Source organism: Sporosarcina sp. E16_8 (assembly GCF_017347095.1).
Taxonomy (GTDB): Bacteria; Bacillota; Bacilli; order Bacillales_A; family Planococcaceae; genus Sporosarcina.
This window is the reverse complement of sequence record NZ_JADPRZ010000024.1, coordinates 1-13,912: the sequence shown is the minus strand read 5'-3', so window position 1 is coordinate 13,912 and position 13,912 is coordinate 1. Positions and strand designations below refer to the sequence as shown.

At 44.1% G+C, this 13,912-nt stretch carries 12 protein-coding genes, 1 rRNA gene and 1 riboswitch; all 13 genes read right to left on the bottom strand.

The window, feature by feature from the left end:
* Positions 1-116: 116 nt before the first annotated feature.
* The 13 genes from purD to rrf all read right to left on the bottom strand — a co-directional run bounded on the left by purD (position 117) and on the right by rrf (position 13,911).
* On the bottom strand, positions 117-1,376 hold the full coding sequence (purD, locus tag I2484_RS13570; RefSeq protein ID WP_207151610.1) for a phosphoribosylamine--glycine ligase: 1,260 nt from the start codon (positions 1,374-1,376) through the stop codon (positions 117-119).
* 13 nt (positions 1,377-1,389) lie between these two features.
* Complete coding sequence (gene purH, locus I2484_RS13565) at positions 1,390-2,925, bottom strand: bifunctional phosphoribosylaminoimidazolecarboxamide formyltransferase/IMP cyclohydrolase (protein ID WP_207151577.1); 1,536 nt, start codon at positions 2,923-2,925, stop codon at positions 1,390-1,392.
* Positions 2,926-3,028: 103 nt separating this feature from the next.
* A complete protein-coding gene (gene purN / locus I2484_RS13560; RefSeq protein ID WP_207151576.1) occupies positions 3,029-3,601 on the bottom strand; it encodes a phosphoribosylglycinamide formyltransferase in 573 nt (190 codons plus the stop codon).
* A complete protein-coding gene (gene purM, locus I2484_RS13555; RefSeq protein ID WP_207151575.1) occupies positions 3,598-4,656 on the bottom strand; it encodes a phosphoribosylformylglycinamidine cyclo-ligase in 1,059 nt (352 codons plus the stop codon). The genes purN and purM overlap by 4 nt, the downstream gene beginning before the upstream one ends.
* Positions 4,657-4,671: 15 nt before the next feature.
* Positions 4,672-6,093 carry an amidophosphoribosyltransferase gene (gene purF, locus I2484_RS13550; RefSeq protein WP_207151574.1) on the bottom strand — a complete coding sequence of 474 codons (1,422 nt, stop codon included), beginning with the start codon at positions 6,091-6,093 and terminating at the stop codon, positions 4,672-4,674.
* Positions 6,069-8,288, bottom strand: a complete 2,220-nt coding sequence (purL, locus tag I2484_RS13545) for a phosphoribosylformylglycinamidine synthase subunit PurL (protein ID WP_207151573.1) — start codon at positions 8,286-8,288, stop codon at positions 6,069-6,071. The genes purF and purL overlap by 25 nt, the downstream gene beginning before the upstream one ends.
* Positions 8,272-8,958: a phosphoribosylformylglycinamidine synthase subunit PurQ gene (purQ, locus tag I2484_RS13540; protein ID WP_207151572.1), complete on the bottom strand. Its 687-nt coding sequence runs from the start codon at positions 8,956-8,958 to the stop codon at positions 8,272-8,274. Before purQ ends, purL begins: the two co-directional genes overlap by 17 nt.
* Positions 8,955-9,209: a phosphoribosylformylglycinamidine synthase subunit PurS gene (purS, locus tag I2484_RS13535; RefSeq protein WP_186672479.1), complete on the bottom strand. Its 255-nt coding sequence runs from the start codon at positions 9,207-9,209 to the stop codon at positions 8,955-8,957. Before purS ends, purQ begins: the two co-directional genes overlap by 4 nt.
* Positions 9,210-9,392: 183 nt before the next feature.
* The gene (gene purK, locus I2484_RS13530) at positions 9,393-10,514 is read right to left on the bottom strand and encodes a 5-(carboxyamino)imidazole ribonucleotide synthase (RefSeq protein WP_207151571.1); all 1,122 of its coding nucleotides are present in this window, start codon (positions 10,512-10,514) and stop codon (positions 9,393-9,395) included.
* The gene (gene purE / locus I2484_RS13525; protein WP_207151570.1) at positions 10,511-10,999 is read right to left on the bottom strand and encodes a 5-(carboxyamino)imidazole ribonucleotide mutase; all 489 of its coding nucleotides are present in this window, start codon (positions 10,997-10,999) and stop codon (positions 10,511-10,513) included. The genes purK and purE overlap by 4 nt, the downstream gene beginning before the upstream one ends.
* Before the next feature lie 318 nt (positions 11,000-11,317).
* A riboswitch (purine riboswitch) is annotated at positions 11,318-11,417 on the bottom strand.
* 86 nt (positions 11,418-11,503) lie between these two features.
* Positions 11,504-11,695: an NETI motif-containing protein gene (locus tag I2484_RS13520; protein WP_207151569.1), complete on the bottom strand. Its 192-nt coding sequence runs from the start codon at positions 11,693-11,695 to the stop codon at positions 11,504-11,506.
* A complete protein-coding gene (locus tag I2484_RS13515) occupies positions 11,692-12,213 on the bottom strand; it encodes a DUF2179 domain-containing protein (RefSeq protein ID WP_207151609.1) in 522 nt (173 codons plus the stop codon). Before I2484_RS13515 ends, I2484_RS13520 begins: the two co-directional genes overlap by 4 nt.
* Before the next feature lie 1,582 nt (positions 12,214-13,795).
* Positions 13,796-13,911, bottom strand: a 5S ribosomal RNA gene (rrf, locus tag I2484_RS13510).
* Position 13,912 lies beyond the last annotated feature (1 nt).

Genomic DNA, 13,912 nt, shown 5'->3' with positions numbered 1-13,912 from the left:
TTTAAGTGCCGACTATATACGTATTCTACCGATCCTCCTTTTCTTTATTAGTGGATTGGATGTTTCGTAAACATGAAAAGACCACTAACTCATTACTAAGTTAGTGGTCCTTTCATTTATTCAAACGTACGCCAGCCAATGTCCTGCCTATAGAAGAATCCGTTCCATTCTAATTGAGACAAGCCTTTATAAACCTCAACCTGCGCTTCTTTCAATGAATCTGCTTTCGCTGTAATGAGAAGTACACGTCCTCCATTACCAACAAAGCCTTCACCGTTAGATTTCGTGCCTGCATGGAAGACTTCTAAGCCTCGTGCTGACAAAACATCAAGATCAGGTAATGCCGCCCCTTTTACTACATCTCCCGGATATCTATCTGCAGCAATAACAACGCCTAACATCGCTTTGTCATCCCACTTTAAGTCAAACGGTTTACTAGCCATAAGTGCGGTCATAAATTCACCAAAGTCTGATGACATTCGTGGAAGAACGACCTGCGTTTCTGGATCGCCGAAGCGAGCATTGAACTCTATCACTTTCGGACCCTTGTCTGTCAAAATGAGACCAGCATATAAAATACCTGTAAACGGAGTTCCTTCTGCAGCCATTGCTTCGACAGTCGGAACGACGACTTTATCATATGCTTCTTTCACAACTGCGTCCGAAATTTGCGGAACGGGTGAATAAGCGCCCATGCCACCCGTATTCGGTCCTCTATCACCGTCATAAGCACGCTTATGATCTTGCGCGACAACCATCGGGAAAATCTTTCCATCATGGACAAACGACATGTAGGAGAACTCTTCGCCATCCAAAAACTCTTCGATAACAACACGTGATGAAGATTCGCCGAATTTCTGGTTGCCAATCATGTCGTCGACTGCCGTAAGTGCATCATCCAGCGTCATCGCAACGATAACGCCTTTTCCTGCTGCAAGTCCGTCTGCTTTAACGACAATTGGTGCACCATTTTCTCGGATAAATGCTTTTGCTTCTTCTGCATCGGTAAATGTTCCGTACGCAGCTGTTGGAATATCATACTTCGTCATCAGCTCTTTGGCGAATGACTTACTTCCTTCAATCAGCGCCGCTGCTTTCGTTGGACCAAACGCTGTTAATCCGCGATCAGTAAAGTAATCCACAATTCCTTCCGCAAGCGGCTGTTCAGGACCGACAAATGTCAGGTCCACATGATTCTCTTGTGCAAATGAAGCAAGTGCCTCAAAATCCAGCGCATCGATTTGCACACATTCAGCATCATTTTTCATGCCATCATTGCCGGGTGCGACAAAAACTTTATTTACTGAAGGGGAGACATTGAACTGTCTGGCTATCGCATGCTCGCGGCCACCGCTCCCGATAACGAGTATATTCAGTGCAAACCTCTCCTTAATGTTTGAAGTGACGTACGCCTGTGAACACCATTGTGATGCCGTATTCGTTAGCTTTCTTAATCGAATCTTCGTCTTTCACTGATCCGCCTGGTTGAATAATTGCCGTAATACCCGCTTTCGCTGCAGCTTCGACAGTATCGTCCATTGGGAAAAATGCATCAGATGCAAGCGCTGCACCTTTAGCGCGTTCGCCTGCCTGAGTAAGAGCGATATTCGCTGCTCCAACACGATTCATCTGCCCTGCACCAACGCCAAGTGTCATATTGTCATCCGTTACAACAATCGCATTAGACTTCACATGTTTAACAACAGCCCAACCAAGTTTCATCGCTTCCCACTCAGCTTCAGTTGGCTGACGATCTGTTGCCACTTTGATAGTCGCATCTGCAAATCCGTATGCATCCGGCTCTTGCATGAGTAATCCGCCTTCAACAGAGACTGTATTCCATTTATCTTTTTTATGTTGATCAAACGAAATTGTCATCAAGCGAATATTTTTCTTCTTCGTCAAGATTTCAATTGCTTCTTCTGTGAAAGCTGGTGCAATGATAATTTCAAGGAAGATGCCCGATAGTTTTTCAGCAGTTGCAGCATCTACTTCACGGTTTAATGCGATTATACCGCCGAAGATAGACGTCGAGTCTGCTTCATATGCTTTATTGAACGCGTCGAAAATAGTTTCGCCTGTTCCAACGCCACATGGATTCATATGTTTTACTGCTACAGCAGCTGCTTTATCAAATTCTTTGATGATTTGGATAGCCGCGTTCGCATCTTGAATATTGTTGTAAGAAAGCTCTTTGCCGTGCAATTGTTCCGCGTACGCAATTGAGAAATCAGAGCCAAGTGGGCGGCTATAGAAAGCAGCTTTTTGGTGTGGATTTTCTCCGTAACGAAGCGGTTGTTTTAGTTCATATGTATACGTAACCTGCTCCGGGAATTCTTCGCCTGTAAGGTCAGTCAAGAAACCGGCAATAAGTGCATCGTATGCCGCTGTATGACGGAATACTTTTGCTGCCAGACGCCTGCGTGTTTCAAGTGTCGTTTTGCCATCTGCTTTGATTTCGGAAAGTACTTGATCGTAATCTGTTGCATCTACGATAACTGTAACGTATGCATGGTTTTTCGCAGAAGCACGAAGCATCGCCGGTCCACCAATATCGATATTCTCGATTGCATCTTCATTGGTTACATCCGGTTTTGAAATCGTTTCTTTAAACGGATACAAGTTAACACAAACAACATCAATTGGCTGAATGCCGTGCTCTACCATTTGCGCGATGTGAGAGGGATCGTCTTGTTTTGCAAGAAGTCCTCCGTGAATCATTGGGTTGAGCGTTTTTACGCGGCCTTCCATAATTTCAGGGAATCCAGTTACTGCATCGACCGCTGTTACTGCGACGCCATTGTCCGCGAGATGTTTCATCGTACCGCCTGTTGATAACAGTTCATAGCCAAGACTTTCCAACTCTTTTGCAAATTCCAAAATACCGTTTTTGTCCGACACGCTAAGCAATGCACGTTTTTTCACGAATAAAACCCTCCAATTAGTATATAAGGATAGCAGTCTAAAATCGCGACTTCCTGTCGCAACTACTGCATGACCTGCTTCCTGCCGGCCCAAACCTTGATCATTATCGGCTAAAAAGTTTGTTTAATGTATCTTTATATAAACCGTGTTCAACAGCATGAATCGCTTCGGCCGTTCGGTCTTCATCTCCATCAACAACATCGACCGCACACTGTGCGAGAATCTGCCCTGTATCCATTCCTTCATCTACCAGATGAACTGTGACACCTGTCACTTTCACGCCATGCGCAACCGCTTGTCCAATCGCATCTTTCCCTGGAAACGAAGGCAGCAGGGAGGGATGAATATTGACGATGCGAGAAGGATAAGCCGTCAATAGTACCGGTCCAACAAGACGCATATAACCTGCAAGAACCAGCCACTGCGCCCCAGACTCTCGAAGTGCGTGAAGAATTGCTTCTTCGTACGCATCTTTCGTTTCGAAATGTTTTGGACGAATTGCTGCAACTGGGATGCTCACTTTATCAGCACGTTCAACAACAAAGGCTTCCGGCTTATTCGTCACCATAAGGACGATTTCAGCGTTCAACTCGCCTTTTCGACATGCTTCTTCAATTGCTGCAAAATTACTGCCGCTTCCGGATGCGAAAACGGCAATCTTCATTTTTGAATTCATTCGGCAAGACTTCCGTCATGTGTACCTGTAAACGTGACGCCTTCACCTTCAATAACACGTCCGATAATGAATGCTTCTTCCCCGTGCGCGGCTGCAATTTTAAGGGCAGCATTCGCTTGTTCTTCGGGAAGTGCAACAACAAAACCGATACCCATATTGAATACACTGTATAGATCTTTATCCAATAGTTCGCCTTTTTCTTTCAGCATCTTGAATACTGGAAGTACTGGCCATGAACCAAGGTCAATTTCCGCTCCGAATCCATCTACCAACATACGTGGTAAGTTCTCGTAAAATCCGCCGCCCGTAATATGGCCCATTGAATGGACATCGAGTTCGTTATGCATTTGAAGAACAGGTTTCGCGTAAATTTTCGTCGGTGTAAGAAGTGCGTCCCCAACCGGTCCAAGCTCTTCGTACCCGGCGATCAAACCGTCAATTTCACAGCCTTGATCTTCAATTACAATTTTACGGACGAGAGAATAACCATTCGAATGGATACCGCTTGAAGCGATACCAACAAGAACGTCTCCAGCAACAACTTTTTCACCCGTAACAACTTTACTCTTTTCACATGCTCCAACTGCAAATCCTGCAAGGTCATACTCATCGACTTCGTAAAGTCCTGGCATCTCAGCGGTTTCTCCGCCAATTAATGCCGCACCAGATTGAACACAACCATCTGCAATTCCTTTAACAATCGCTTCTACCTTTTCAGGAACGGCTTTTCCAAGCGCAATGTAATCAAGGAAGTAAAGAGGTTCTGCGCCCTGTGCGACAATATCGTTAACACACATAGCAACACAGTCAATACCAATCGTGTCATGCTTATCTGCCATGAACGCCAGTTTTAACTTTGTACCAACACCGTCTGTACCGGAAATAAGAACGGGCTCTTTATAATTAAGTGCGGATAGATCGAACATGCCGCCAAAACCGCCGAACGTTCCTGTAACACCAATACGTGCAGTACGCGCAACATGGGATTTCATCCGTTCAACTGACTCGTAACCAGCTTCGATATTTACACCTGCGTTTTCATAAGCCTTCGACATGTAAAAGTCCCCCTATCAAAAAATTTCTTTCTTATGTGGCAAAACTGTATCCGAATAAATTTCTGTAGGATATTCTCCTGTAAAGCATGCAAGGCATTGTCCACAGTTCTTTGTTTTATCGGGACGTCCAATCGCTTCGATCATTCCCTCAGCAGACAGGAACGTCAGTGAATCTGCACCGATAAGTTCACGGATTTCATCAACCGTTCTGTTTGTTGCTATCAATTCTGAATCCGTACTGATATCTACGCCATAAAAACACGGACTGACAAGCGGTGGAGACGCAATCACAACGTGAACTTCAGTCGCGCCGGCTTCTTTCAACAAATTGACAATCCTTTTAGACGTGGTGCCGCGAACAATCGAATCATCCACCATGACGACTCGTTTACCGTTCACAACTTGACGCACTGGAGAAAGTTTCATCTTCACGCCTTTTTCACGCATCTCCTGTGTCGGTTGAATGAACGTTCTCCCGACATAACGACTTTTGATCAGCCCTAACTCATACGGAATTCCACTTTCTTCAGAAAATCCAATAGCTGCTGAAATACTTGAATCCGGCACACCTGTGACAACGTCTGCTTCGATATGCACTTCGCGTGCAAGGCGTTTTCCGCAGCGTTTACGCGCCGAATGAATATTAATACCATCAATATCCGAATCCGGACGTGCAAAATAGACATATTCCATCGAGCACATAGCCGAATCCGCAGCTGGCGCAAAGCGGTCCGACTGAAGACCTTTATCATTAATAATGATGAGCTCTCCCGGTTCTACCGAACGAATCCATTCTGCGCCGATAATATCGAACGCACATGTCTCAGATGCTACGACCCACGCATCGCCTATTTTCCCAAGGGATAGTGGACGCAGACCATTCGGATCCTGCGCGACCATTAATCCATCATCTGTCAAGATGACAAACGCAAACGCACCTTTTAACATCGACAATGCTTTTTTCACACGATCACGCTGCGTTAAAGAACCGCTGCTCTTCTTGATTAAATGAGCTAGCACTTCTGTGTCAGAATTCGTTTGAAAAATACTACCTTGGCGTTCAAGATGCTCGCGTAGTTCGACCGCATTCACAATGTTGCCATTGTGAGCGACCGAAAGACTTCCAGTTGTTGAACGAAAAACGAGCGGCTGAACATTTTCGATTCCGCGACCGTTCTCTGTCGAATAGCGCACTTGCCCAATTGCAGCATTTCCTTTTAAATCATCTATCTCGTTACCAGAAAACACTTCATTGACAAGACCTTCGCCTTTAATCACATGAAATTTCTTGCCTTCCTTCGTAACGATACCGGCTCCTTCTTGTCCCCGGTGTTGTAATGCGTGCAGACCATAATAACTGATCTGCGCCGCGTCTTCATGACCCCAAATGCCAAACACACCGCACTCTTCGTTTAGGCCTCTGAGTTCAGCAAGCATTGGATAGCCCCTTTCCATGCAGAACGGAGTTCATCCACCGTCCCGTCGATTAACATGCCATTTTCACCATTAATAACGATACGGTTACTATCCGTAACAACACCGATTTTAATTGCATCTGCTACAGCTTTTTCGAAATCTGCTGCTTTTTCTTCTTTTACAGTCACAAGGAAACGTGATTGCGTTTCACTGAATAAAGCCGTTACTGCGGATCCAGAAACTGTTACGCCTGCCCCAAGACCTTCCGCACCAAACGCTTTTTCACAAAGCGCTACTGCAAATCCGCCTTCTGATAAATCAGTTGCAGATTGAACAAGTCCTGCTTGGATTGCTGTCAAAAGCTCTTTCTGACGTGCTGCTTCAACTTCCAGGTCAATTGCCGGAGCTTGGCCGAAAATTTTCCCTTCCATCATTTGTTGCAATTCACTGCCGCCGAAATCAAGTGATGCTTCACCTATGACATAGATGACATCGCCCGCACTCTTGAATTCAGTAGTCGTTACTTGAGATAAATCATGAATAAGGCCAACCATACCAATTGTTGGTGTTGGATAGATTGGAACACCATTCACTTCATTAGACAAGGAAACGTTCCCGCTTATTACAGGAGCATTCAACTTGCGGCATGCATCAGAAATTCCATCAGCTGATTTCTCAAGCTGCCAAAATACTTCTGGCTTGTCCGCACTACCAAAGTTTAAGCAATCTGTAATTGCAATCGGTTCTGCGCCTGAACAAATGAGATTACGTGCTGCTTCAGCAACCGCAATTTTCCCGCCTGTTTCTGGATCAAGGTAGACAAAACGCGAGTTACAATCAGATGTCATTGCAAGCCCTTTATTCGTTCCACTGACACGAATGACACCTGCAGATGAACCTGGTGCAACGACAGTATTTGACCTAGCTTGTGTATCGAACTGGTTATAGACCCATTCTTTCGATGCAATCGTTGGACGTTGTAGTAGATCTTTAAGTGTTTCATTCAAATCCGCAACGACAGGCTCCGTCATTTCCATTGCTTGGAATTCTCTAAAGTAAGCAGGCTCTTCGGATTTCTTATGGTATACCGGTGCATCTTCAGCAAGTGCATCAGCTGATACTTCCGCGACAACTTCACCTTTATGTAGCAAGCGTAGCATTTTATCGTCCGTTACTTTACCAATCGTTACCGCTTGGATATTATATTTCGCAAATAAATCCGTTACTTCTTGTTCACGGCCTTTTTTCACGACGATTAGCATACGTTCTTGAGATTCTGACAACATCATTTCATAAGCTGTCATTCCCTCTTCACGTTGTGGTACTAGGTCGAGGTTTAGCTCAACACCATAGCCTGCTTTTGACGCCATTTCAGCCGCAGATGAAGTAAGTCCCGCCGCACCCATATCTTGAATCCCTATTAACGCGTCTGATTTCACAAGCTCAAGGCATGCTTCCATCACAAGTTTTTCAAGGAATGGATCTCCAGCTTGCATTACTGGAATTTCCCCATCTTTAACTTCGGATGAAGACATCGTCGCACCATGAATTCCATCACGTCCCGTTGTAGCACCGGCATACATCACACTGTTACCGACACCTGAAGCGATCCCTTTTTGAATGTCTTCATGATTTAACAAACCAACAGCCATCGCATTTACGAGTGGACGTTTAGAATAACAATTATCGAACTGGACTTCGCCAGCAATAGTGGGAATACCAATCGCATTTCCGTAACTCGCAATCCCTGCAACCGCTTCTTCGAATAAATACCGATCACGCGCATCTGATAAATCTCCGAAACGAAGAGAGTTAACGAGTGCTACTGGGCGGGCACCCATTGAAAATACGTCACGCAGAACCCCACCTGCACCTGTTGCTGCCCCGATGAACGGTTCAATCGCAGAAGGAGAGTTATGGGATTCCATTTTGAAAACAGCAGCTTGATTGTCGCCAATGTCGACGATTCCTGCTCCTTCTCCAGGTCCTTGAAGAACACGTGGCCCATCCGTTGGGAATTTACGAAGTACTGGTTTCGAGCTCTTATATGAACAATGTTCAGACCACAATGCAGAGAATAAACCTGTTTCCGTATAGTTTGGAAGACGTCCTAACATCTCTGCTGCACGGTCGAATTCCTCGTCTGTCATTCCCATTTGGCGATATAATTGTTCATCTTTAATTTGTTGTGCGTTCGGTTCATGCTTGGCTGACATTATTTTCACTCCACCTTTTCAAGATTGAATTGAATAGAGGCAATCCATCTGTTCCTCCGATGATTTCCTCAACCGCACGTTCAGGAAGGGGCATCATGCCGAGTACATTGCCTGTTTCGTTTAAAACACCCGCGATGTCCGCTGTGCTGCCATCTGCATTATCGTCCGCATATGTAAATACGATACGGTTAGTACGTTTCAATTCTTCTACTGTCTTTTCATCAACATAATAGTTGCCGAATTCATGAGCAAATGGAATTGTAATTTCTTGCCCGTTTTCGTAATCTGCCGTAAATGTAGAATCTGTATTCAAGACAGTCAATTTCGTTCTGCCTGATCTGAACTTCAATCCTTTATTGCGTAAAAACGCACCTGGTAAAAGACCTGCTTCAGCAAGGATTTGGAATCCGTTACCCACACCAAGAACAGGTTTCCCTGTTGCCGCAAATTCTTTCAAGCTTACGATTGCTTGTGAGCTCTGCGCCAGTGCGCCAGGACGCAGATAATCGCCGTACGATGCTCCGCTTGGAATAAGTACTGCGTCGTAACCGTCAAGATTCGCTTCTGTATGCCAGATGTATTCTGCTTTATTGCCCAGAACGGTATTTACCGCATGATACATGTCGATGTCGCAACCCGATCCTGGGAAAACAAGTATAGCGAACTTCATTTGCCCGCGACCTCCCCGATTTCATATCGGTAGTCCTCAATAACTTTATTGACCAAAAGCTTTTCGCACATTTCTTTGACACGTGCATCGATATCTGCAACTGACCCATCTACTTCTAGCTCAATCAATTTCCCAATGCGTACGTTTTCGACCTCTTTATAACCCATCGTTTGAAGCGCTTCTATCGTTGCTACCCCTTGTGGATCAACAACACTTTCACGGAGTGTTACGTATACGTTTACTTTCGTCATGTCTTTTTTCCTCCCAAATGGAATTAGATTAGGTTTCTTTTCGAAACTTTGAAATGTTGAAAAGCTGCCGTCAATTATTCAGTCAAGACGGAGCTGTTTTAAATTTGTATTACACTCATTTTGTGCTAACCATGCAGCGCCCATTTCTGGATGGGGATATTGCTTCAACATAAGTATCCCCCTCTATTCAGTCCAAATACCCGTTGAATCAATGTCTTCCAATGTCTTTTCAATATTGTCAGTCATGATTGTGACATGTCCCATTTTACGTTTCATTTTCGCTTCGGCTTTGCCGTATAGATGGATTGACCATTCGGGATAATCCGTAACAATCTTAGTCAGTGGCGCAACATGTTCTCCGAGTACGTTCACCATAATCGATGATTGCCATAGAATCGGCTCGCGAAGAGGCCAGCCGCAAATAGCACGGATATGCTGATGGAACTGCGAAATGTTACATGCCTCAATTGAATAATGGCCCGAATTATGTGGACGTGGTGCTAATTCATTAATTATAATTTCATCATTTTCTAAAACGAACATTTCAACCGCCAATGTCCCAACAAGATTGAGATGATCTGCGATTTTGGTCGCTGCATCTTCGGCTTTGGTTAAGACTTTTTCATGGACCCGTGCTGGAACGATTGATTCATGCAATATATGGTGTTTATGAATATTTTCAGCAACTGGAAGACAGTAAGATTGTCCTTTAGCATTGCGTTGAATGATTACTGATATTTCTTTCGTAAACGGAACAAATGCTTCTGCAATACATGCCGAATGAGCAAAGAGTGATTCCGCTTCGTGAAGATCACTTTCGGAATCGATTTTCACTTGCCCTTTGCCATCATAACCACCAAATGCAGTCTTGACGATACAAGGGAAGCCGACTTCTCCGATTTTTAATGTTAGCTCTTCAAACGTCTGTGCCGTTACATAGTTTGCAACAGGTGCACCCGATGCTGTGATTTCTGCTTTTTCATTAATTCGGTTCTGTGTGATCCGAACAAGTTCAGCGCCCTGCGGCACATATGCGATTTGAGTGAGTCGCTTCAGTCCCTCATAATCAATATTTTCAAATTCATATGTGATAACGTCACTCACTTCACCCAGTTCCTCGAGTGCTGCCTCATCGTTGTACGGTGCAACAATCCGGATATCAGCAATTTGACCGCACGGTGAATCCATGACAGGATCCAGCACCGCGATTTTGAATCCAGCTTCCTTCGCAGCAAGCCCCATCATCCGACCAAGCTGCCCACCACCAATGATCCCTATCGTTTGTCCAGGTAAAATTGTATTCATAGTAAATCACCGCTGCTTTCTAGCGCCGCATCACGCATGTTGTTACGACGCTCTTCAATACGTTTCATTAGGGCTTTATCATGAACTCCTAACATCTGTGCGGCAAGTAGACCGGCGTTCACTGCGCCTGCCTTCCCAATCGCCATAGTCGCAACTGGAACACCTCCAGGCATTTGAACAATGGACAATAAGGAATCCATTCCATTCAACGCTTTCGATTGAACAGGGATGCCAATAACCGGTAGCAATGTTTTTGCTGCAACCATTCCAGGAAGATGCGCAGCTCCCCCAGCTCCTGCAATAATGATTTCTAAACCTTTATCTTGCGCTTGATCTGCATATTCAAACATGAAGTCAGGAGTGCGATGTGCCGAGACAACTTTCTTCTCGTAAGGGACTTCTAGTTCGTCCAAAATGTCACAAGTATGTTTCATAGTTTCCCAATCACTTTTACTTCCCATAATGACACCGATTTTCGGTTCCACTTATAATCCGCTCCTTTTAAGAAATGCGTTTGGTGCAGCTACAAATAAAAGATGCCTAAGTTCGTCACGTCTTGTGGCAACTAGGAGGGATGTCAGTTTAATCCCTCCCCCGCTGCATGACCTACTTCCTGTAGGTCCGCGACAGGCTATCTTATGACCCGAGCGTCTGGCACCTGAAGCCTAGCCAACATTTACTAAAATAAAAAGACCTCGAACGAACTACTCTTCATATGCATGAAAAGCAGATCATTCGAGGACGTTGAAATATGCGTTAAGATGATTGCACCCATTGGTACCCACACACCTTTCGCTGCAATCCTGAAAGTCGCTTTCCCGCATAGTCCGGACATTACGGTGCCCTGGTAGAAACACTGTGGCCAATTCCACAGTATATATGGGGATTTCTAATAACTCTCTATATTTTATCAAGAACAGAACCCTTCGTCAATGAAAAAGGCGAACAATAATATATATTAATTTAAAATCGTTCGCCTTTCGGACATCTTATTGTTCTGTCAAGGTACCTTTGAACATGATGACCTGTCTTACTGGCACGTATTCTCCGTTTACCTCTGTAAACAGTGGCTCTTCCTTTCGGCCTGTAACGGTATAACCTTCAGCAGTCATTCTATTTAAACAATCTTCAATGGTCTCATCCGCTTCAACTTCAAACCACAAAGTCTTCTTTTTACTCACCTGAACAACTTCCCTTTCTTCACACTCTTCACCCAGAAACCGCCGTGTATGGTTTTCGCTTCATAGGCAATAATAAATGCTTTTGGGTCTATTTCTTTAATAGTAACGTAAAGTTTCAATTCATATTTTCTTGGTGTTAGAATTTGCATAGAAGTTCGATCTCCATCAAGTCCATTCGCTGACCAATCCGTTACGCCATATCCTTTTTCCCTAAGTATACTCGGTAATCTCAAATTTTTCTCTGATGTAATTACGTTTACAGTAATATAACCAAGTGCCATCTTCTCTTCAATCATTGAACCAATAATCACACCACAACCATAACCGACCGCATAGGCTATAATGTTCTCTATTTTATTCAGATTGTCTAGTACTAGGCCAAGACCGATAACATACATAACAATTTCCAACACACTAACAACAGCAGCAATATACCTATACCCTTTCAGCGTCAAAATCATGCGTACTGTAAAGAATGTAACGTAAACGATATTAATTGCGAAGATAATGAGCGCCATTTGCAAAATAACCAACCCTTTCTATTACTGCGTAGTTATCATCGTATCTCTGATAGTGGATGATTTCAAGACATTGAGAATTTACAAAAAAAAATTATGTATATAGATTGATTCCATTGAATATCGCTTGGGCGCTTAGGGGATGCCTCCCGTGATAATCCATGTAGCTTCGCCGCCAGTCTTATGGCTTCGGCTACCCCTGAAAGGCATCTTCGCAAAATCTACAGAGATAAAGAAATAACTAGCAACATAGAGAAAAACGAATCGTTCCAGTTACTGACTCCATTTGTGGCCAGTGCCAGTTACTGCCTCCATTTGGGCCCTTCAAATAGTGACAGCAGTTGGACACCACACTCTGAGTACCATATCATACACTGGACAATCTCTAGGAGCATATAGGACATAAAAATTTCTACCAACAACGCTTGTCGCTTGGGGATGCCTCCCATGATAAGCCTGATAGAAAACCACTATCAGTCTTATCACTTCGGCTACCCCAGTTAGGCGCCTTCGCTGGAAAGTAGATAGAATCACTTGTTTAACCTGCATAGATCCTATTTCAAGGAGTATTCTCCACGGACAACAGAGACGAGCGAGTAAAGAATATCACAATTTTATTTACGATGCGTGGAAATAAATCCACGCATTTGGGCAAACTGTTTAGCCGATTCTTTTATCGATATATCCTCTAGTCTGCACTTTTTCTTGTGGCGACAGGTTTTCTGTTAATCAATTTGGATTTCCAACTTTTCAATATAGAGTAAAAGACGCGTGATAAACGAAGCAATTTTAGTAGGTTCTCCATGACTAATCTCTTCGATTTATTTGACTGTGTAGTTCATTGGGATCTGCTCCTTTCTGTATATAATGAACGTATAATTTTCACGTAATCTCCAGCGAAGGCATCCCCAAGAGACGAGCGTTGTCGATGAAATACTTTAGTCCAACCTATTTATTAATAACATAAAGTTATTAGACAGTAACCCATAAAGAAACTTTCGAATCAATTCATGTACCTTAGTAGTTACATATAAAGTTAATCTTCAATCAGAGGGTTTTTTCTTCATCCCCACTTATTCTTCTCGTGTCCTAGATGACTCGAAGTGAGGGTCTTACTGCCCGTTAATGTGGGATAAATAGAACAAATGCCCAAGGGCCTGTAACGGATGAACGCAGCCTAAGTACGCCACTTCCTGTGGCAACAAAGAGGGATGTGTAGTTCAATCCCTCCCAGCTGCATAACCTACATCCTGTAGGCCCGCGACAGGCATAAGACAGATCAAGGGAAGGCACTCTAAGTTCACGACGTCGTGTCGCAACAAAGAGGGATGTAATTCTATCCCTCCCCACTGCATGCCCAAGCGGCGTCTTTGTCGCACAGCCAGCCTGGATTATGACCCGCCCCTCTAGGCGCAGGAGTGTAGACGTAAAATCTCTATGTTCCACCTTATCCACAGTACGTTATTTTATAATTTCCTTGACGACAAAAAGGCCATTACCTATTGGTAATGGCCTCAAGTCTATATAAAAGAACAATTAAAATCAAAAATAAAAAGCCACTACCTATTGGCAATGACCTTGCGCCCGGCGACGTCCTACTCTTGCAGGGGGAAACCCCCAACTACCATCGGCGCTGAAGAGCTTAACTTCCGTGTTCGGGATGGGAACGGGTGTGACCTCTTCGCAATCGTCACCAGAC